Consider the following 20,832-nt stretch of genomic DNA (forward strand, 5'->3'; position numbering starts at 1 on the left):
CAAAGGATGAGCCTTATCAGCGAACTGTTGAAAACCTACGATGGGATGGGCCCCCATCGAACAGGTCAGCCCCAGGACCCTCTGGTTTCCGAGTGGATGCAAGGGCTTTTAAGCGAGGCGGGGCTCGAAGTGCGCACTCAGGCATTGGCCTTTACCACCGTGCAGACCCATCAGTGCTGGCTGCTGCTGGGCGAGAATCAATTTGAGCTGATGCCGTGCCAGGATACGCAGCTGCCTGAGCATATGAATCTGGAAGGCACCATTGGCTTTTCCGAGCCCTGCGATATCCGTCTGGCTCAAGTGTCGACGATGGGCAATCAGCAATTGGCGGACCTGAAGCAATCGTCGGGCGCCGCCGCCATGATCATTTTTACCATGGGGTCGCTTGCTGGGCTGACGCCACTCAATGCCGATGAATTCAAAACGCCCTTTGCCCAGCCGGGTTTTTTTGTCTCCGGTGAACACCGCGACCTTATACGCAGCCTGCTCAAGACTCACGGCAGGGCCAGAATCGAGTCGAGCCTGTGTTTTGCCCCGGCGCAGTCGACCAACATCATCGCGACGAAGCACGGCACCCAACCGCATCTGTCGCCCATCATTGTGTTTACCCCCCGAACCGGCTGGTGGTATTGCGCTTCCGAGCGCGGTGGTGGCGTCGCCTGCCTGCTTCATATGGCACAGCGGCTGAGCGATATCGAACTGTCGCGCTCCGTTGTATTCCTGGTGACCTGCGGGCACGAACTCGGCTACTTGGGCATGCAACACGCGAGTGCCGAATGGGCGCAGGGGCCAAAGGTTCATCTGTGGCTACACCTGGGCGCCAACTTTGCCGCCGCACAGGACCCGCTGTTTTTCATGCAGGCCTCCACGACGCCACTTCAAGAACACTACCTGGAACAGCTGCAACGCGCCGAGGCAGCCCCCGACATTGTCGCGCCCACCGGTGGAGAGCCGTCCGGTGAGGGCGCATTCATCCCGCGCGGTGATGACTATCTGTCGATTCAGGGTGGGAACGGCTTTTTCCATCATATCGATGACCGTTATGAGACGGCCGTCGACAAGCAAAAATTGCACGGCATCTGTGAGGCAACCCTGGCATTCCTGATCAAGCAGGCGGCCTGAATTGGTTTTGGTGAAGAAAGGAACTCTTATGAACAATACGCGCTGGCAGGAATACCATTTGGATCAAACCGACCGCTCCACCTTGAAGGGCCACAAGCCCTGCACCGTATGGTTCACCGGTTTGAGCGGCAGCGGCAAATCGACCGTCGCAAATGCGCTGGACCAGTTGCTCAACCGTATGGGCTGCCATACCTATGTACTGGATGGCGATAACCTGCGTCAGGGGTTGAACAAGGATTTGGGGTTTTCCGCCGAAGACCGGGTGGAGAACATCCGTCGCGTCGGGGAAGTGTCCAGGTTGTTTACCGACGCGGGGCTGATCGTGCTGTGTGCGTTTATCTCGCCTTACAGCAAGGATCGCGAATTCGTGAAAAACATCCTCAATCACAATGAATATGTGGAAATTTACCTCAGCACCCCGCTTGAGGAATGCGAACGTCGCGACCCCAAGGGCTTATACAAAAAAGCCCGGGCGGGCAGCTTGCCCAATTTCACCGGCGTTCACTCGCCCTACGAAGTACCCACCCAGGCCAACCTGGAAATCGACACCAGCGGCAAGGCACCCGAGCAAATCGCAGACGATATCCTGGCTTACCTGGTGAACATTGGCATTGTCACGCCGGCACTTTCCATGGGGCGGCAGCCGGCGATTGCTTGAGTCCGCATTGACCCCTCGCCGAGCGTCGGGCCCGCTCTGCATTGCTGAAAACTCCAGCTGGCGCTTGACGACTTCGCGACAATAGGTTTTGATTGCCTTCGTTATCTTTCGAAACGAAACTTATCATCACCATGTCGAAACGAAATACACCCCAGCGGCGCCACAACATCCTGACCTTGCTCAATGAACAGGGCGAAGTCAGCGTGGACGAGTTGGCCAAGCGTTTCGAAACGTCGGAAGTTACGATCCGTAAAGATCTGGCTGCCCTGGAAAGCAACGGCCTGCTGCTGCGTCGCTACGGCGGCGCGATCACCATGCCCCAGGAACTGGTGGGCGACGCCACCCAACCCATCTCGGTGTACAAGCGCGCCATCGCCCGTGCGGCTGTGATGCGCCTGCGCGAACACGCCCGCATCATTATCGACAGCGGCAGCACTACCGCCGCGATGATCCCTGAACTGGGCCACCAGCCCGGCCTGGTGGTGATGACCAACTCCCTGCACGTGGCCAGTGCCTTGAGCGAACTGGAACACGAGCCGGTGCTGCTGATGACCGGCGGCACCTGGGACCCGCATTCGGATTCATTCCAGGGCCAAGTCGCCGAGCAAGTACTGCGTTCCTACGACTTCGATCAGCTTTTCATTGGGGCTGATGGCATCGACCTGGAGCGCGGCACCACCACCTTCAACGAATTGCTGGGCCTGAGCCGCGTCATGGCCGAGGTCGCCCGTGAAGTGGTGGTGATGGTCGAGTCCGACAAGATCGGCCGCAAGATTCCCAACCTGGAACTGCCGTGGAGCAGTGTCCATACCCTTATCACCGATGATCGCCTGCCGCTCGAGGCCCGCGACCAGATCCAAGCCCGCGGCATTACGCTGATATGCGCGGCAATCATCTAGGAGAAACACCATGTGTGGCATCGTAGGCGCAGTCGCTGAACGCAACATCACTCCCATCCTGCTCGAAGGCCTCAAGCGCCTGGAATACCGTGGCTACGACAGCGCCGGTGTGGCCGTCTTCACCAACGCCGGCAAACTTGAGCGCATGCGCCGCCCGGGCAAGGTCAGCGAGCTGGAGCAAGCGCTGCTTGGCGAGCCGCTGGTAGGCCGTCTGGGCATTGCCCACACCCGCTGGGCGACCCACGGTGCACCGTGCGAACGCAATGCCCACCCGCATTTCTCCGGCGACCTGGCCGTGGTCCACAACGGCATTATCGAAAACCACGAAGTACTGCGCGAACAACTCAAGGGCCTGGGCTACGTATTTACCTCGGACACCGACACCGAAGTCATTGCCCACCTGCTCAACCACAAGCTCAAGGACCTTGGTGACCTGACGGTTGCCCTCAAGGCCACGGTCAAGGAACTGCACGGCGCCTATGGCCTTGCCGTGGTCAGCGCCAGCCAGCCCGACCGCGTGGTTGCCGCGCGCAGTGGCAGCCCGCTGGTGATCGGCCTGGGCCTGGGCGAGAACTTCCTCGCCTCCGACCAACTGGCGCTACGCCAAGTCACCGACCGCTTCATGTACCTGGAAGAAGGTGATATTGCTGATATCCGCCGTGAAAGCGTGCAGATCTGGGACGTCAACGGTCAGTCCGTCGAGCGCGAAGCCGTGCAATACCGCGACGGTGCCGAAGCGGCCGACAAGGGCGAGTACCGCCACTTCATGCTCAAGGAAATCCACGAGCAACCCGCAGTGGTGCAACGCACCCTCGAAGGTCGCCTGAGCCAGCACCAGGTATTGGTCAATGCCTTCGGCCCACAAGCTGCCGAGCTGTTCGCCAAAGTGCGCAACGTGCAAATCGTCGCCTGCGGCACCAGCTACCACGCCGGTATGGTTGCCCGTTACTGGCTCGAAGAACTGGCCGGCATCCCGTGCCAAGTGGAAGTTGCCAGCGAGTTCCGCTACCGCAAAGTGGTGGTGCAGCCTGACACCCTGTTCGTGACCATCTCCCAGTCCGGTGAAACCGCCGACACCCTGGCCGCGCTGCGCAATGCCAAAGAGCTGGGCTTCCTCGCCAGCCTGGCCATCTGCAACGTCAGCATCAGCTCGCTGGTGCGTGAATCCGACCTGACCCTGCTGACCCAGGCCGGTCGTGAGATCGGCGTGGCGTCCACCAAAGCCTTCACCACCCAGCTGGTTGGCCTGCTGTTGCTGACCCTGTCCCTGGGCCAGGTTCGCGGCACCCTCGCCGAAGGCGTCGAATCCACCCTGGTCGAAGAACTGCGCCGCCTGCCAACCCGCCTGGGTGAAGCCCTGGCCATGGACAGCACCGTGGAAAAAGTCGCCGAGCTGTTCGCCGACAAGAACCACACCCTGTTCCTAGGCCGTGGCGCGCAATACCCGGTAGCGATGGAAGGCTCGCTCAAGCTCAAGGAAATCTCGTACATCCACGCCGAAGCCTACCCGGCCGGTGAGCTCAAGCATGGTCCATTGGCCCTGGTGGATGACGACATGCCGGTGGTTACCGTGGCGCCGAACAACGAACTGCTGGAGAAGCTCAAGTCCAACCTGCAGGAAGTCCGCGCCCGTGGCGGCCAACTGGTGGTGTTCGCCGACGAAAAAGCCGGCATGACCAACGGTGAAGGCACCCATGTCATCAACATGCCGCACATCCACGACACCCTGTCGCCGATTCTCTACACCATCCCACTGCAATTGCTGTCGTACTACGTGGCCGTGCTTAAAGGCACCGATGTGGACCAGCCGCGTAACCTGGCGAAGTCGGTGACGGTGGAGTAACCCGCCACACCCTGGAGGCCCGACAGGGTCTCCAGCATCAACTCGGGGAGGTGAGGAATCAAACTACGTTAAGTGCGGCAGTCCCCCTAAGGTACAAACTCCACCTTCAACCCCCGGCTCGCACTGCGCCCCTGATCATCACTGACCCGCAACCGACACTCCCCCGACTTGCCCGGCCGCCAGTTCAGCGTGGTCTGCGGCGAACCCTGGCCGATCAAGGTTTGATCAGCAAACCAATACAGCGTCGCCGCATCGCTGGCCGCATTGGCATTCAGCGGGATGCTTTCCTGGGGTTGAGACAAGCGCAACTGGTAGCTCACCTGGGTCAGTGGCGAGCGGATCTGCGGCGCTTCACTCTGGTCACTCAGGCGGTTGGGCTGGCAGTTTTTCATCACACTGGGCGGCGTGCGCCGGGGCAGGCCGGCGGCGCGGTACAGGCGTTGCACGTCGCTGGGCCAGAATTCGAAGACTTCTTCGCGGGTGTACTGCGGATCGAACGGCGGGCAGGCGGCCTTGCCGGTGCGGGTGTCGATCAGCACCGGGCGGTGCAGGTTCGACACGCGAATCGGCGAGACACCGGGGATGTACCAGGTCTTGCGGGTTTGCAGGCACCAACGGTTGGGCAGTTCGCCGGACGCGGCGCAGACGTCGATGCGCACCAGCCCGGCGGGCGGTTTGTCAGGCTTGATGACGGTGTTGGGCAAGGCCAGGGGCAGGGCGTCGGCGATGCGGAAGAACAGCGGCGCAGCGGTCTTGGCCCCGATAAACGCCGGGTTCGGGCGGCCATCGAAGTTACCCACCCACACCACCAGCACGTAAGGGCCGACCAGCCCCGCGCTCCAGGCATCGTGAAAGCCCCAGGAGGTGCCGGTCTTCCAGGCGGTGCGCCAGTGGCGGCCGGGCAGGCCATCCGGGCGTGGGTTGCGACGTAGCATGTCGCGCACCATGAACGCGGCCTGAGGCGTGAGCAACGGCGCGCCGGTGGATTGCGGCTGTTCCTGCAAATAGCGCAACGGGCGCAGGTGCCCGTCACCGGCCAGCATCACATACAACCGCGCCAGTTCTTCCGGGGTCATCTCGCCGCCACCGAGGGCCAGGGCCAGGCCGTAGTGGCTCTCGTCGCGCAGGCCTTTGATGCCGGCGCGTTGCAGCAATCCGTATAGAGACGGGGACTTCACTTGGCTGGCGAGCCACACCGCCGGGATGTTCCGACTGCGGATCAACGCATCTCGCGCTGTCAGCGGGCCGACAAAACTGCCGTCGAAGTTTTCCGGTTGGAAGTAGCCGAAGTTACTGGGCAAGTCTTTAAGGATGCTCATGGGGTGGATGACCCCCTGGTCCAGCGCCAGCCCGTATAGAAAGGGTTTGAGCGTCGACCCCGGCGAGCGTTGCGACAGCACGCCATTCACCTGACCGTGCAGGTTTGTGGATAAGTAATCCGCCGAGCCCACCAGTGCCTTGACGCTCTGGTCACGGCTGTCGATCAGGATCGCCGTGGCGTTTTCCACCCCTGTGCTGCGCCGCTCGGCGATAAACCCGGTAATCAGGCGTTCGAGCAATTGCTGCAACGGCAGGTTGAGGGTGCTGTTCAATTCATTGCCGGCTTGGGAAGCCAGCAGCTGTTCACTCAGGTGCGGGGCGAGGAACGGGATCTGCTGGCGGTTGCGCGCTTCCAAAGGCAAATCGAGCAGGCTGTCGTTGCGCGGGTCCTGTGGATAAGTCTGGCGCCAGTCCGCCATCAAGCGCAGTCGCGCATCTTGCAGTGAGGGCCCGAAGCGCGCCCGCCGCCCCGGCTGTTGCGGAATCACCGCCAGCGCCAGCGCTTCGGACAGCGACAGCTGCGTCGCCGACTTGCCGAAGTAGATACGGCTTGCGGCTTCAGCCCCTTCGATATTGCCGCCCATGGGCGCCAGGTTCAGGTAGGCCTCAAGGATATCGTGCTTGCTGTAGCGTGCCTCCAGCCACAGCGCCAGCGCCATCTGCTGCAACTTGCCCGGCACCTGGCGGGTGTTCAGGTCCCACAGGCGCCGGGCCAGTTGCATGCTCAAGGTCGAGCCGCCCTGGCGCTGGCCACCGCTGTAGGTGGCCATGGCCGCCCGCAGCAACGCCGGGGGATTGATCCCCGGATGCCAGTAGAAATTGCGGTCTTCCTTGAGCAGCAAGGCTTGGACCAGCGAAGGAGAGATCCGCTCCAGCGGTAGCCACAGGCGGTATTGACCGTCATCCGCCAGCGTCATGCGCAGCAGTGAACCATCGTCGGCCAACACTACCCGCGATGAGCTGACAGCCTGTGCCAGCGGGGCATGGGGCCAGAGCCGCAGGCCCACCAGCACCGCCGCCGCTACGAGCAGCGGCGGCGCCAGGCGCTTAAGGCTTGGTAATTTCAAGCTGGCCTACTTTGCCGCGCCCTTGCAGGGTGGTCTCGTACATGCCTTCGGCGTAGGCCGGTGGCGTGTTGAAGGTGCCGGCGTTGGTGGCGCGTACACGGTAGACGAACGTGCCGACATCACGCAGCGCGGTACCGTACAACACCACGCGATCATCACGCACATCCACGTAGTCCGGCTGCCAGTTGCTCAGCTCGGTTTCGCCGATGGGGGCTTGCCAGCTCTGCTCTTCCTGGCTGTCTGCTTCCACGTACTCGGACTCTTCGCCCTCGTTTTCCTCCGTGCTGGCGGCTTCTGGCTCCGGCGGCAAGTTATACACAGGCTCGACGCCACCCGGCAGCAGGTCGACCACGGCCACTTGCTGTACCTGATCGCGGTCGGTAGCGCGCAGGCGCAGGCGCACCAGGAACTCATCACCCACCGCAACCTTGCTCACGGGCTCGCCCTTGAGGTCGAGGTATTCGTGGATGATGTCCAGGCCATTGTTGATCGGCTTGAGCTTGGCGCCCTTGTCGAAACCGGCTTCGCTGAGCATGTAGAACGCGGCCGGGCCGTCGGATTTTTCCATCACCAGCTTTTGCGTGTTGCCCGGCACGGCGGCGCGCGGCGGCTGGCCGGCCATCTCCAGCAATTGCTGTTGCTTGTCACCCAGCCAGGCGGTGGCCTTGAGGGTCATGTCGCTTTGCGCACGCTGGCCGTAGTTGTCCAGGGCACGCAGCAACAGGGCCGCCGACAGCGAGTTATAGCGCTGTTCGTTGAGACGTTTGCCGAGTTTATCCAACAGCGCTGTAGGCACATCGTCCATCAGCTCAGGGAAGTGTCGTGCCAATAGATGCAGGTGTTCGGCGTCGTGCACCAGCGGGTCGTAATACAGGCCGTCGCTGTCCCACTTATCCACAAGGGCGCGCCATGGCACCTTGCGGAACAGGGTATCGGCCTGGCGATCCTGCTTGAGCAGCTTGTAGCTGGCTGCCAGGTAAGCGGCGCCCAGGTCGTTCTGCCAGGTGTCCTTGAAGTAGCTTTCGTAGCGCTCGCGGATATCGCTCAGTGCACCACTCACCAGAATCCCCTGACGGCTCAGCAGGTAACTGGCGTAGGCGCGGTTGCGCAATTCCGACAGGCCTTCGCTGGGACCATTGGCCAGATCGGTCAGGTACGCATTCGAGCGCACCAGCAGGTCTTCCGGCACTGGCAGCCCGCGCTCCTTGGCTTCGATCAGAAAGTCGGTGGCGTAGAGGCTGGCGTAGGGCGCCACATCCGGGTTGGCCGCCCACAAGCCAAAGCCACCGGCCTGGTTCTGACGCTGGCGCAGCATGCGTACTGCACTGCCGAACGCTTGCTCGGCTTCAGGTGCATTGCCGCCCCAGATCAATGCCGGCATGGCCTTGGACACCAGTTGCTCGGTGCAGGCGTAGCCGTAGTCGTCCAGGTAATGCTTGAGGCCGTTGGCCCACACCAGCGGCGAGGCGGCCACGCCCAGTTGCACATCGCGCAGTTGGCTGAACAGTTCGCGGGTCGGTTTCAGCTCTTTGCTGGCGCTGTCGAAGCGACCCAGGCTCAGGGCGACGCGATGTTCGCTCAGCGGGCGGATCGAGGTGGTTTCGGCGACCTGGATGCGCTTGCCATCCGGCAACACCGCGACAAAGCGCAAATCCGCCGAACCAAGGGTGTCGCCGACCTTGATCTTGAACTCGGCCGTGCCTTCCTTGCGCGGTTGCAGGGACAGTGTGCTGCCCTTATCGCCTTGCACCACCAGACCGTCACTGGTCTGCACTTCAAACTTCACGTTCGCCGCTGCGTCGAGGTTGCTGAACACCCCGGCGCTGACGTTGAGCACATCCCCCGGCGCCACAAAGGCCGGCACGTTCGGTGTGATCACGATCGGCCCGCGTACGTCGGTGCTGGCTTCGCTCACACCCACGCTGTCGCTGTCCACGGCCACCGCAAACAGGTGCAGCTTGCCGTTGAAGCTGTCCGGCACCTGGTAATGCAGCACGGTTTCGCCGGCCGGCAAGTCCACCAGCCCGGACCACCAGGCCACCGGCGGCTGGTGTTTACGCTTGAACGGGTTGAGGTGATTGGCCAGGGCGCCCTCCGTATCGCCACCGGGCGCCGCCCCACTGAGCAGGCGGCTGAATTCCGGCAGGATCAGGTCAAGGATCTGGCTGGTGCCGACTTCCAGCGCACGCTTCTGGAAGAAGAAGCCCAGCGGATCCGGTGTCTGATAGCGCGCTACTTGCAGGATGCCTTCATCGACGGCGTATACCACGGCGCGGCCCGGGCGATCAGCGTTGACCTTGATATCCAGCGTCTGCCCCGGCTCGATCTTCGCCGGACCCTCCACCTTCAAGGCCATGCGCCGCGCATCCAGGTTGATGCTGAACGGCACCACGCCGTAGGACAGCGGGCTCATGTACACCTCGGCCGAGCCCATGTCGCGCACAAACTGCACGTTCACGTAGGCATTGCCCTCAAGCCCTGCGGGAACACGGATATGTTGCACGCTGTTGGTGCTGTCGGCCTTGAACCACTGCTGGGTGTAGACCTTGTCCCGTTCGATAGTGATCAAGCCGGCGCCGGTGTACGGGGCACGGATGCTGATGGCGATTTCATCACCGGTGGCATAGCTGCGTTTATCCAGGCGCAGTTGCAGCTCGGCATTGCGTTCCAGGGAGCGCGAGGTGTTGCCACGCCCGGCCACGCTGTAGTCGATCTGGTTGAGCAGGTTGCCGTTGGCGTCCTTCAACTGCAGGGTGAAATCGCCCGGTGTCGACGTGTTAAGCGTCTGCTTGGCGCCTTCTTTCGTCATCACCAACGGTGACGCCGGCTGGCTGATGTTCTTGATGCGTGACTCGTACTTGTAGGTGCCGTTGGACTGTTTCACCAGCACCGACACGTAACGGTGCTCGACCACTTCGCTGGTCAGGCCGTCCACCGCCAGTGGTGTCAGGTCCGGCGCGACGGCCAGCCATTGCACCTGGCGCGGTGCATCCTTGGCGACGTAAGACAGCGAATCCTGACTTTTCACACCCACCAGGTAGGGCGCGGACGACACCAGCAAGGCACTTTGCGCCGCCACGTTGCGACCGCCTTCGGCCTCGAACACTTGGGTCATCACCTGCAAGCGATAGGTGCTGTTGGCAAAGCGTTGCAGGTTGAGGTCGATCACGGCCTGGCCGTTGTCGTCGACGGTGGTTTCGGCCAGATCTTCGGTCGTGGCGTCTTCCAGGGAATCGTTAAGGCGGAAACGGTAGTCCGGGTAGCGATCAAACGCCGCGAGCGTCGGGCTCAGGGACATCTTCGCGGTGACACGACGGCCCGCAGCCGGAGCGCCGAACAGGTGCATGGCGGTGACCTTGGCCACCACTTGGTCCGGTGCAATCCAGCCCTGCACCGGCGTGTCATGCAGGCTCAGGCTGACTTTCATGCGGTCCGGCTCGAAGTCGCGGACCTTGAAGTTCACGCTGCCCAGGTCGGTGCGCGTCTGCTTCTGGCCGATCAACTGCAAGGTCGCGGTGTACTCCCCGGCGGGGGCGACTTCGCTGCTGGGGAAATCAAAGGTTTCAAAGCCGCTGGCGGACAGTTTCAACGGCTGGCGAATCACCTCCAGCCCACGCGGGTCGGTGATTTGCAGCTCCACCGGCAGGCCTTGCAGCATGCCCTTCCAGTTGCCACTGCGCACGATCATGCCCAGGTGCGCGGTTTCACCGGGCCGGTACAGGCCGCGGTCAGTAAACAGGTAGGCGCTGAGACGATCACTCGCACCGTCTTCTTCCAGGCCGCCTACGTCGAAACGCGACAAATCCAACTGCTGGGACTGGCGGGCGATCGGCAGGAACGACTGGTCATTGCCGCGGGTGACCACGTACATCAATGGCGTTTTCTCACGACGCAGTTCATCCAGCTTGGCGAAGTGCGCGTGGCCTTCGGCGTCGGTGCGGCCACTGCTCACCGGCAAACCGTTACGCCCGATGATGTCGACTTGCGCGTCGGACACTGGTGAACCATTGCCGATGGATTGCACGTACACGTCATGGCTGCCATCACTGGAACGCTTGGCGATGATGCCCAGGTCTGTCACCACGATGAAACGCAGGTCGCTGGTGCTGCTGCGCTCGTACTCGAATGTGCGCGTGGCCGGGTCGTCCTGGGGGCTGAGCTTGAGCACGAAAATGCCGCGCCGACCGCCGTTGGCGGTGAGGTAGTGGCTGAGATCGACATTGTCGTAGACGGTTTTCGCCGGGTCATTGGAGGACAGCGGGATATCCAACGCCTGACGCTCGACCATGCGATCGAAATACTCATTGCCGAAATTCGGCCGGGCAAAGCTGCCGCTGCTCTGGTCCACCAGGTGTTGCAATTGGTTGGGCAGCAGGCGGGCGATTTCCACATGGGCGCCGGGCACGCCACGGGCCATGAAGCCCAGGCGTTTTTCGCCGTTGAGGCTGAGCAAGGCGCCGTCGGACAGGAACTGCAAGGTACGCGGATACGCCGGCATGCTGATCAGCGACGCCGTAGGATTTTTTGCCAGGTAGCCGCCGATGGCTTCCAGGTTGGCGGGCACTCGCACATACAGGGCGCGACCGGCCGGGGCCTTGAATTTGAAGGCGTGCAGGGTGTTCAGCGGCTCGACGCTGGGCACGTGGGTCAGGTTGACCTTGGTGCTGCGGGCGAGCAGGGCGTCATCGATGTCGTTGCTGTTATAGGGGCGCGTGTCGTCCTGGGCTTTTTCCGGCAGGAGCCAGGCCTGTACCTTGCCGGCGATGGTCTCATCGGCCACGGCGCTGGAGCTGCTGAACATCAGCACGGGCTCCGGCTCACCACGTTGGTTGTCGACAAAGCTGACTTCGGCCCCGGTGAAGGTCAGGCGATAGCGACCGGGCACGGTGACTTCCGCCACCAGCGGCGCAGTGCTGGCGTTGCCGCCGTCGCGGGCCTTGATGCCTTCGTCGAGCCGGGCGCTGACTGGCGTGCTTTCCAGTGGCGTGGCCAGGGCGGCGGAGCGTACGTAGGCGTTGAGTTTCTTCTCGTCGAAGGTAATTTCCGGGCGGTTGGGCAACTGGGCGTCGCGGTAGGCCAGGCCTTTGCCGAGGGTCACGCTCACCCGCTTGCGTAGGGTGTCTTCATCCACCGGGTGGGAAAAATGGAAGGTCGCCACCAGCTGTTTCAGCGTCGGGTTGGACAGGTCCTGATACAGCTCGTTTTGCGCCAGGGTGGCGCGGAACGGTTGGGTGGAAAACTGCGTGCTGTATTGGTCCAGCAACACGCCATCGGCCAGCAGGTTTTTCTTCGCCAGGTCGAGGGTGTAATGGGCGTCGATGGGCCAGTCTTTTTCCGGGACGAACAACAGGCTGCGGTCGTCCGCCCAGCGCCAGGTGCCTGCGACCGCAGGTTTCAGGGTGATACCCTCAGTGACCGGCTTGCCGATGGCCGCCAGCGGGGCCACGGATTCGCCGAAGCGCACCTGCAAGTTATCCACAACCGGCGTGGGCTGGGTGTAGTCGGTGAGGTTCGGTTTGTGCAGCGAATAGCTCGCGGTATGTGGTTGCGGCAGGTTGGAGTACCAGTGCCAGCCATAGAAACCAGCGGCCGCCAGCAACGCCAGGCCTACTACGCCGGCACCGGTTTGACGTGGATAAGCGCGGGCTTGGCTGCCCAGGTTAGCCAGCCCACGGCCCACGGCACGCAGCCAGACCGGCGGATGCCACTGGCCAAAGACGGCCCCCACCACAGTCAATAACGCACCGAGAATACGGCGGCTGATCGCTTTGAACGAATCGAACATGGTGAGCATCCCTGGCTAAGTGCGGCGTATCTTACACGCGTCTTTGATACAAAAGATGACGGCGATACACCGTCCCGCCAGGCGTGTTGCACAAAAGTGAGGCGCACCTCATAACCGATACGCCGCGCCGCCGAGGCGCGGTTTGTCATGGGGCTGCTGCGCAGCCCAACGCGGGGCAAGCCCGCTCACCACCTGCCAGATCGTTATCTGGCTTTAGAGCGGACCTCAGGTCCACCAGTAGCGCACAAGATGAAAGAAGATCGGCGCCGCAAAGCACACCGAATCCAACCGATCCAGCATCCCGCCGTGCCCTTCGATCATATGCCCCCAGTCCTTCACGCCCCGGTCGCGCTTGATCGCCGACATCACGATGCCGCCGGCAAAGCCGAGCAGGTTGATCAGCAGCGCAATCAGGAACGACTGCCACGGGTTGAACGGCGTGGTCCACCACAGGGCTGCGCCGATCAGGGATGACAGGAGAATCCCGCCGACGAAGCCTTCGACGGTTTTGGAGGGCGACAGGTTGGGTGCGATCTTGTGCTTCCCGAACAACTTCCCACACACGTACTGCAGCACGTCCGACAGTTGCACCACGATCACCAGGTAGGCAATCAGCAACAGGTTGCGGCCTTCGTAGCCAGGGATGTCGAGGGTGAGCAGGGCGGGCACGAAGGATACGCAGAACACTGCGATCATCAGGCCCCATTGCACTTTCGAGGCACGTTCGAGGAAGTGCGTGCTGTCGCCACCCAGGGAGGCGAGGATCGGCAGCAGCAGGAACACGTACACCGGGATGAAAATCGAGAACAGCCCGTACCAGTCCGAATAGATCAGCAGGTATTGCAGCGGCAGCGCCAGGTAAAACGCGGCGACCAGCGCGGGATAGTCGCTGCGGCGGGTGGGGGTGAGGGTGAGGAATTCGCGCAGGGCGTAGAACGAGACGGCGTAGAACAGCAAGATCACCGCGCCGGTGCCGAGCCAGAAGGCGATGCCGATGACCACCACCATCACCCACCAGGCGTTGATGCGGGCGTTGAGGTTGTCGATCACCGCGTTGGGCGTACCACGGGTGCGCAGTTTGAGGATCAGGCCGATCAGCGAGGCCAGCACCAGAATCGCGCCGATACCGCCGAACAACATCAGGGTTTGGCTATCCATGTCAGACGTGCTCCGGAGCAAGGGCGAGCAGAGCATCGCGGGTACGGGCCAGGAAGGCGGCTTTGTCTTCGCCGTCTTCCAATTGCAGCGGGGCGCCGAAACTGGTGGTGCATAACAAAGGCAGCGGCAGCACGCGGCCCTTGGGCATGACGCGGTTGAGGTTGGCGATCCACACGGGGATCAACTCGGCCTGTGGGTAACTTTTCGCCAGGTGATAAAGGCCGCTTTTGAACGCCAGCAGGCCGTCTTCGAGGTTGCGCGTGCCTTCCGGGAAGATGATCAGCGAGTCGCCGCCTTCCAGGGCGTCGAGCATCGGCTGTAGAGGGTTATCCACAGGGTCCTTGCGTTCGCGGTCGATCAACACGCCGTTGAACACCCGGTTGATGATGTAGCGGCGCAGGGCGCTTTTGTTCCAGTAATCACTGCCGGCCACCGGGCGCGTGAATTTGCGCAGGTTTTGCGGCAATGACGCCCAGAGCAACACAAAGTCGCCGTGGCTGCTGTGGTTGGCGAAGTAGATGCGTTGCACCGGCACCGGCGCGCACCCAAGCCACAGGCTGCGGGCGCCGGTGACGGTGCGGGCCATGGAGGTAATCAGCGTGGCGACCACGGGTTCGAACATGGGGATTCCTTATCCGGCGAAAGGCAGCCAAGGGCTGGCGAGGATCACGCCCAGGCTCAGCAGCGCTTGCGCGCCGAGCAGCCAGGCTTGTTTGCGCAACAGTTTGAGCGCGCCGCGACGGCGTTCAGCCCAGGGCCGGCCAATGCGCTTGGCCGATTGCAGGCCGAGCGTCACCAGGGCCTGGTCGAGGTCCGGCGTGCGCTCGATGTCGCGAGCCAGCAGGGCGAACAGGTCGGCGTCGAACGCCACGCGCAGCGCCCAGTACTTTTGCAGCAGCCCGAGGATAATCATCCACAGGCTGAGCAGCAGGCAGATGATCGAAATACTCGCCATCAACAACTGCGCCATGCCGAACAGCACACCGGCCAGCGTCAGGCCTGTGGATAACTGATCCAGCGAACGGCCACGACGCAGCAGGCTGGCGACCACCTGCAGTTCCATATCAGCGGGCATGGGGCAATCCCTCCAACGCTTCTCGGTGTGCGGGGCGCAGGACCACATCGGTCCGTGCTGTACGAATGATAGACAGCGCTTGCTCTACCGTCGCGGCGCGCCGGGTGTGCAGCAACCAGGCGGCGACGGCGGTAGCGCTGCGCGAGTAGCCGAGGGCGCAGCACACCAGCAAGGGGCCGCTGGCGCGCAGACGTTCGATGGCTTGGGCGGCTTGCAGGCATTCGGCAGGCGTGGGCGCGATCAGGTCGAGTACCGGGATGGATTGATAGGCCCGCCCCTGTGGATTAATCGGTAATTCGGCACACAGGTCGACGATGGCCTTGAAGGGCACTTGCTCGCTTGTGGCAGGAATACGCCCGAGCCAGACGTTATCCACAATCAGGTCGGGCTGTGGATGCTTGCGTGTCCACAGGCGCGAGTTGATCCAGGCGGCGGCCAGATAGGGTGCATATAGCCAGCGTGCAGCGGGCGTCTGTTGGCCGTCAGTGCGTTTCTGGAAGCCCGAAGCCCCCAGCACCAAGTAATTGGCCTTGATCAAGGCGAGGGAAACCGCCGGCCACAGTAGCCACAGCCACCAACCGCCCAGTACAAACGCTGGAATCGCCAACAGTACCGCGCCAAGCCCATAGCGCACGCCCAACCGCCAGCGCTTGGGATCTCGCGTCAGCCGTGCACTCAACAACGGGCTCGGATGTTCCACCGGCCACAGCCACACACAAATCCACCCGGCGAGGGCGCCTGTGGGTAAGTCGATAAAGTGGTGTTGATAAGTGGTCAGCACCGAAATACCGATCAACGCGAACCAGCCATGTACCAGCCAACGCCATACGCCTTGGGTGTGGCGCTGGTACATGACCCACAGGATCACCAGCAGCGCGATGTGCAGCGAGGGCGCCTGATTGAACGGTTTGTCGAACCCGGCCAACACCGCAAACAGCCAGCCAAACACACCATCCAGTTCCGGCCGTTCGAAGGTAAAGCGCAACGGCCAGAGCAGGAAGCAGCTCACGGCAATCACCTGGGCACTCAGCAAGCGCAGTGCATGTTGCTTCAGCTCATGCCGGGTGTTGGGCAACAACAACGAAAACCCATATAGCAGGTCGATGGACCAGTAAGGCACGATCGTCCATGCCCAGAACGGCATATGGGTTTCCCAGCCGAACACCAGCGTGCCGACGTCGCTGCGCTGGCTGGTGACCCAGGTGGCAAAGCCGTAGGTGCTGAAGAACAGCGGCGCCAATAGCAGCAGCCACAGCACCGCGGGTTTCAATAAACCGGGTTCGCGCATGTTCAGATCTTCTGTGCCAGGGACACGGTGAAAATGCCCCACTCATCCACACGCTGGGTGATTTTGCGGAAACCGGCCGCCTCCACCAGTTGATCCATTTCCGCCTGGCTGCGCCGGCGCATCACCCAGGCCTGGCCCTGGCGGTGGCTGGTCAGGGCACGGGCGATCAATTCCAACTGTGGGTGCCAGGGTTGGCCGGTGTAGACCAGGTAACCGCCGGGCTCGACTGCTTCGGCCAGCCCGGCCAGCGAACCGCCGACCATGCCGTTATCGGCAAACAACTCATACAGCCCGGACACCACCGCCAGGGTCGGCTTGGGGTCGAGTGCCGCCAGGTCCAGGCGATCAAACGCATCACCTTTGACGAACTGCGCGATATCCCCCAAACCCTTCTCGCGAATCAACGCGCCACCGTCGCGCACGTTGATGTCGCTGTAGTCGCGCAGCAGGATCGATTCCGGCAGCGGCGACACGCCCTGCAAGGCTTCCAGGATGTAGCGACCGTGGCCGGCGGCGATATCCACGATGCGCACTTCCCGATCTTCACCGCGCAACTTGGCCATGGCCAGGCGCAGCAGTTCCTCCACATTCAGCTTGCGCTGGCGAATACCACGCCAGCCGATGGAGTTGAGGTAATTGGTGTCGATCATCCGCCCCAGCCCGCCTTTGCCGGTAGGCGTGTTGCGGTACACGTAGTCCAGAGTGCTGCCGGAGTCGAAACCGGTATCGAAGCCCAGTTTCACCCCGTCCGACAGGTTCTTGCCCAGGCCCATGCTGGCGCGGGTCATGCGCCAGTACAGGTCGCGCAGGGAGTTGCGCGGCAGCGGTGCGGCCAGGGCTTCGGATTCGGCGCAGGTGGCGCCGAGTTTGTCGGCGTCCAGCAGCGAAGCGCGATCCAGCGGGTGTTCGAAGTTCTGCAGGATGAAGCGCCGGGCGCTGCTCACAGCGGTGGCGCGATCACGTTCGCCGAGGGTGTCGTGGAAGAAACCGGGGAGAATGTGCAGCTCTTTTTTCAGGCTGCCCAGGCGGTCGAAGAACTGTTGCTGGGGCTTGCGGTGCACCACAAAGTCGGAGCCGGAGACCAGCAACTGGGTCGGCACCTGGATCGCCTGGGCATCGGCTACGACCCGGTCGGCGGCTTCGTACAGGCCCAGCAGCACATTGACCGAAATGGCCTTGGTGATCAGTGGGTCGCTGTCGTAGGACGCCACGCGTTCCGGGTCATGGCTGAGGAACCTGGCCTTCACGTAGCTGTTGACGAAAAAGTTGCCGCGAAACTTGCGCATCAACGCCAGGCCCGGCCGGGCGAAGGGCACGTAGAGCTTGACCTTGAACGCCGGGGAGGCAAGCACCAGCGCGCGGATTTTCGGTGCGTAATCATGCACCCAGGTCGCGGCAATCACCGCGCCGACGCTTTGCGCGACGACGGCAAAATTTTCTTCCTCGATGGCGTAAGTGGCGCCGATGTGGTCGCAGAAGGTCTGCACATCGCGGGCGCTGGTGGCGAAGCTGGGGCTGTCGCCGCGCTCGCCGGGGGATTGGCCGTGGCCGCGGGCGTCCCAGGCGAAGAAGTCGAATTGCGGCAGGTTCAGCTCATCCACCAGGTGGGCGATACGCCCGGAATGCTCGTGGCCGCGATGGAACAGCACGATGGCCTGGCGCTGACCGGTGGTTTCCGTGGCCGGCCAGTGGCGATAAAAAAGCTCGACGCCATCATGGGTACTGAAGGTGTGCTCTTGCTGTTCGCGCATCGCAAAAATCCTTATGCAATCGGTGAGGTTTCTTGTTGTTCTTTAAGGCCCTGGCGCACCCGGTTGACCAGGGTGTAGGCGAGCAGGGCGGCCACCAGCCACATCACCGCGTCGACCCAGCCGACGCCCAGCCAGCCCAGCGCCACGCCGGTGGCCAGTACGCCGAGCACAAAGGCACGATCACTCTTGCCCATCGGCCCGTCATAGCGGCGCGAAGCACCGACCATCGGACCGAGCACACCGGCGTACTCGCTGAACACCGCCAGCAGCGCCACCAGCAGCACCGGCACCAGGCTCACACCTGGGATCAGTGCGAATGGCAGGATCAGCGCGCTGTCGGCGATTACGTCGCACAGCTCATTCAGGTAGGCGCCCAGGCGCGATTGCTGGCCGAATTCCCTGGCGAGCATGCCGTCGATGGCGTTGAGCGCCATGCGCAGGATCATCCACAGCGGGATCAGCGCGAACAGCCACAGGTGGGTGGCGAAGCTGGCGATCAGCAGGCCGACCAGCAGCGAAATCACGCCGGCCAAAACGGTGATCTGATTGGCGGTGGTGCCGTTGTCGTAGAGGCGCTGCACCAGTGGACGCAGCAGGTTTTGAAAACGCGGCTTGAGCTGATAGATCGAAATCATGGGGGGTGACGCTTCCTTGTCCGTGAGCCCGCGAAAAACTGTTCTGGAGTGTGACGATAATTCGTTGCCGGCACTAGTGATGGCTCGCGTTTATGGGGGGTTAATCACGATCTTGACGGTGCGGTAGATCAAATGTGGGAGGGGGCTTGCCCCCGATGGCGGTGGGCCAGTTGATACCGGTGTTGGATGACACACCGCTGTCGGGGACAAGCCCCCTCCCACACGGGAACGGTGTACCGCTTAAAGCAATGTTTTTCGAACAAAAATTTCACGCTCCGTGTTATATCGTAACGAATTATGTACACGTGAGCGTTGAGTGGATGCAAGTGGATCTGGAAGCTGACGGCGCTTCGGTGGAAGGCCTTCCGCGTTTTCAACAAGGGTCGTTTCATGCCCGTCGATTGCGCCAGGCTGGTATCAGCCTGACGGTGCTGGCCGTTGCCGGTTGGGTGCTGGCGCTGTTTGTCGCGCTGTTTGCGCCGCTGTCGATCTGGCCGGTTGTGTTGATCAACTGTGCGTCGGCGTTGCTGCTGCTGGTGGCCGGATTGCAATCGGCGTGGTGGGTGGCGGACTGGCGCGCCCAGGCGATGGAGCAACCCGCGGCTGAAGTGCCGCTTGAAGACCCCGGCCGCTATGCACGGCTGATGCAGCGTTTTGGCACGCAGATCGGCACGCCCGTGTTGTGGCTTGGCGGCTGGGCGTGGCTGGCGTTGATCAGCATTGTCGAGTTCTGGAACCTGGGGTTGCCCGCTGCACCGGTCGGCCAGTCGGCCAGCATCGGCGCCGCGCTGGCGTTGGCCCTGGCGTTTGGCTTGCTGGTATTTGAACGTCGCCTGGCCCAGGAAACCGTCGCGCAATGGCCGGAAGCCGGGCAGCTCGCGCAGTTGAGTCGGGTGGCGATTGTGTGCCTGGTGCTCAGTGCGATTTGCCTGCTGTTCGCTGGTGCCGAGTCCATCTGGCCATTGCGCCTGGCGGTGTTGATCGGCCTGCTGCCCGCGCTGGTCTCGCTGGAGTTTGTACTGAGGGCCGTGTTGTCGCTGTTCAGCCCACGCCAGCCCCGCCTTGAGCCCCGCCTGATGGCGCACAGTTTTATCGCCGGGCTGCTGCGCTGGCCGCCTCAACCCTTGCTCGCCTTGCAGCACGAATTGCATAACCGCTTCGGCATCGACCTGCGCCAGATCTGGGCGTTTACCTACATGCGCCGGGCGTTCCTGCCGGTGCTGCTGGTGGTGCTGGCAGTAGGTTGGGCACTGACCGGCGTGCATGAAGTGCCGCTGCAAGGCCGTGGGATTTATGAACGCTTCGGTAAACCCATCCAGGTATTCGGCCCCGGTTTGCATGCCGGCCTGCCCTGGCCGTTGGGCCGCGTGATCAGCGTCGAAAACGGCGTGGTGCACGAGCTGGCCACCAGTGTCAGCGACGCCGCCGCGCCGGCGTTGACGCCCGCCGAAGGCCCGGCGCCGCTGATCGCCAACCGCTTGTGGGACGCCAGCCATGTGAACGATAAGTCCCAGGTGATCGCCAGCAGCAGCGGCGACAAGCAGGGCTTCCAGATCGTCAACATGGACGTGCGTTTCGTCTACCGCATCGGCCTCAGCGACCAGGCCGCGCTCGCCGCCACTTATAACAGCGCGGACGTGCCGACCCTGATCCGCAGCACCGCCAGCCGCATCCTCGTACATGACTTTGCCTCGCGCACCCTCGACGAATTGCTCGGCGAACAACGCACCAGCCTGGCCGACGAAATCGGCCGCGCCGTACAGGCCGATCTGCAAAAACTCGACAGTGGCGTGGAAATCCTCGCCACGGTGGTCGAGGCGATCCACCCGCCGGCCGGTGCCGCCAACGCCTACCACGGCGTGCAAGCCGCGCAGATCGGCGCCCAGGCGCTGATCTCCCGCGAGCGCGGCGCGGCCAGCGAGCAAACCAACCAGGCCTTGTTGCAAGCCAGTACCGCCCGCGACCAGGCCACGGCCAGCGCCCGTGAAGTGAACGCTGGCGCCCAGGCGGCCGACCTGCGTTTTGCCGCTGAACAAAAGGCCTATGCCACCGCCGGGCAGGCGTTCGTGCTGGAACAGTACCTCGGTCTACTCAGCCAGGGCCTGGCCCACGCCAAGCTGCTTATCCTGGATCACCGCCTGGGCGCCGATGGCGCGCCGACGATCGATCTGCGTTCTTTTACCTTGCCGGCCGATCCTTCGCTGCCGCGTAAAGCCGTTCAATAAGGAGTC

The 20,832-nt window shown here is 62.7% G+C and carries 13 protein-coding genes; 5 read left to right on the forward strand and 8 right to left on the reverse strand.

The features are described from left to right. Positions 1-6: 6 nt before the first annotated feature. The 4 genes from AC3WP7_RS16080 to glmS all read left to right on the forward strand — a co-directional run bounded on the left by AC3WP7_RS16080 (position 7) and on the right by glmS (position 4,522). Complete coding sequence (locus tag AC3WP7_RS16080) at positions 7-1,122, forward strand: M28 family peptidase (RefSeq protein WP_102592190.1); 1,116 nt, start codon at positions 7-9, stop codon at positions 1,120-1,122. 28 nt (positions 1,123-1,150) lie between these two features. Further along, positions 1,151-1,780, forward strand: a complete 630-nt coding sequence (gene cysC / locus AC3WP7_RS16085; protein ID WP_093514239.1) for an adenylyl-sulfate kinase — start codon at positions 1,151-1,153, stop codon at positions 1,778-1,780. A gap of 131 nt (positions 1,781-1,911) precedes the next feature. Further along, positions 1,912-2,679, forward strand: a complete 768-nt coding sequence (locus AC3WP7_RS16090; protein WP_058424356.1) for a DeoR/GlpR family DNA-binding transcription regulator — start codon at positions 1,912-1,914, stop codon at positions 2,677-2,679. Positions 2,680-2,689: 10 nt separating this feature from the next. Beyond that, entirely contained in the window at positions 2,690-4,522 is a 1,833-nt protein-coding gene (gene glmS, locus AC3WP7_RS16095) for a glutamine--fructose-6-phosphate transaminase (isomerizing) (protein ID WP_092241519.1), read from the forward strand. Positions 4,523-4,608: 86 nt separating this feature from the next. Here the strand turns inward: glmS and pbpC are convergent, their stop codons facing one another. From pbpC to AC3WP7_RS16135, 8 genes are all read right to left on the reverse strand, one after another. Then, a complete protein-coding gene (pbpC, locus tag AC3WP7_RS16100) occupies positions 4,609-6,909 on the reverse strand; it encodes a penicillin-binding protein 1C (protein WP_102592191.1) in 2,301 nt (766 codons plus the stop codon). Beyond that, the gene (locus AC3WP7_RS16105) at positions 6,890-12,694 is read right to left on the reverse strand and encodes an MG2 domain-containing protein (protein ID WP_102592225.1); all 5,805 of its coding nucleotides are present in this window, start codon (positions 12,692-12,694) and stop codon (positions 6,890-6,892) included. The genes pbpC and AC3WP7_RS16105 overlap by 20 nt, the downstream gene beginning before the upstream one ends. Before the next feature lie 225 nt (positions 12,695-12,919). Beyond that, complete coding sequence (locus AC3WP7_RS16110; RefSeq protein ID WP_017528659.1) at positions 12,920-13,852, reverse strand: phosphatidate cytidylyltransferase; 933 nt, start codon at positions 13,850-13,852, stop codon at positions 12,920-12,922. A 1-nt stretch (position 13,853) separates the two neighbouring features. Continuing rightward, positions 13,854-14,474, reverse strand: a complete 621-nt coding sequence (locus AC3WP7_RS16115; RefSeq protein ID WP_102592192.1) for a lysophospholipid acyltransferase family protein — start codon at positions 14,472-14,474, stop codon at positions 13,854-13,856. Positions 14,475-14,483: 9 nt separating this feature from the next. Then, the gene (locus AC3WP7_RS16120) at positions 14,484-14,927 is read right to left on the reverse strand and encodes a hypothetical protein (protein ID WP_102592193.1); all 444 of its coding nucleotides are present in this window, start codon (positions 14,925-14,927) and stop codon (positions 14,484-14,486) included. Next, entirely contained in the window at positions 14,917-16,215 is a 1,299-nt protein-coding gene (locus AC3WP7_RS16125; protein WP_093120231.1) for a phosphatase PAP2/dual specificity phosphatase family protein, read from the reverse strand. The genes AC3WP7_RS16120 and AC3WP7_RS16125 overlap by 11 nt, the downstream gene beginning before the upstream one ends. Positions 16,216-16,217: 2 nt before the next feature. Beyond that, entirely contained in the window at positions 16,218-17,966 is a 1,749-nt protein-coding gene (locus tag AC3WP7_RS16130) for a bifunctional alpha/beta hydrolase/class I SAM-dependent methyltransferase (RefSeq protein WP_071490874.1), read from the reverse strand. An 11-nt stretch (positions 17,967-17,977) separates the two neighbouring features. Next, positions 17,978-18,601: a CDP-alcohol phosphatidyltransferase family protein gene (locus AC3WP7_RS16135; protein WP_071490873.1), complete on the reverse strand. Its 624-nt coding sequence runs from the start codon at positions 18,599-18,601 to the stop codon at positions 17,978-17,980. Positions 18,602-18,921: 320 nt separating this feature from the next. On the opposite strand from AC3WP7_RS16135, the gene hflK reads away from it, so the two are divergent. Next, a complete protein-coding gene (gene hflK, locus AC3WP7_RS16140; protein WP_102592194.1) occupies positions 18,922-20,826 on the forward strand; it encodes a protease modulator HflK in 1,905 nt (634 codons plus the stop codon). Positions 20,827-20,832 lie beyond the last annotated feature (6 nt).

This window comes from Pseudomonas sp. FW305-3-2-15-C-LB1 (assembly GCF_058787615.1).

Bases quoted from the DNA above. Each gene is read 5' to 3' on its own strand.
- glmS (WP_092241519.1), top strand. From the start codon at position 2,690: ATGTGTGGCATCGTAGGCGCAGTCGCTGAACGCAACATCACTCCCATC.
- AC3WP7_RS16080 (WP_102592190.1), top strand. From the start codon at position 7: ATGAGCCTTATCAGCGAACTGTTGAAAACCTACGATGGGATGGGCCCC.
- AC3WP7_RS16090 (WP_058424356.1), top strand. From the start codon at position 1,912: ATGTCGAAACGAAATACACCCCAGCGGCGCCACAACATCCTGACCTTG.
- cysC (WP_093514239.1), top strand. From the start codon at position 1,151: ATGAACAATACGCGCTGGCAGGAATACCATTTGGATCAAACCGACCGC.
- hflK (WP_102592194.1), top strand. From the start codon at position 18,922: ATGCAAGTGGATCTGGAAGCTGACGGCGCTTCGGTGGAAGGCCTTCCG.
- AC3WP7_RS16105 (WP_102592225.1), bottom strand. From the start codon at position 12,694: ATGTTCGATTCGTTCAAAGCGATCAGCCGCCGTATTCTCGGTGCGTTA.
- AC3WP7_RS16110 (WP_017528659.1), bottom strand. From the start codon at position 13,852: ATGGATAGCCAAACCCTGATGTTGTTCGGCGGTATCGGCGCGATTCTG.
- AC3WP7_RS16125 (WP_093120231.1), bottom strand. From the start codon at position 16,215: ATGCGCGAACCCGGTTTATTGAAACCCGCGGTGCTGTGGCTGCTGCTA.
- AC3WP7_RS16115 (WP_102592192.1), bottom strand. From the start codon at position 14,474: ATGTTCGAACCCGTGGTCGCCACGCTGATTACCTCCATGGCCCGCACC.
- AC3WP7_RS16120 (WP_102592193.1), bottom strand. From the start codon at position 14,927: ATGCCCGCTGATATGGAACTGCAGGTGGTCGCCAGCCTGCTGCGTCGT.
- AC3WP7_RS16130 (WP_071490874.1), bottom strand. From the start codon at position 17,966: ATGCGCGAACAGCAAGAGCACACCTTCAGTACCCATGATGGCGTCGAG.
- AC3WP7_RS16135 (WP_071490873.1), bottom strand. From the start codon at position 18,601: ATGATTTCGATCTATCAGCTCAAGCCGCGTTTTCAAAACCTGCTGCGT.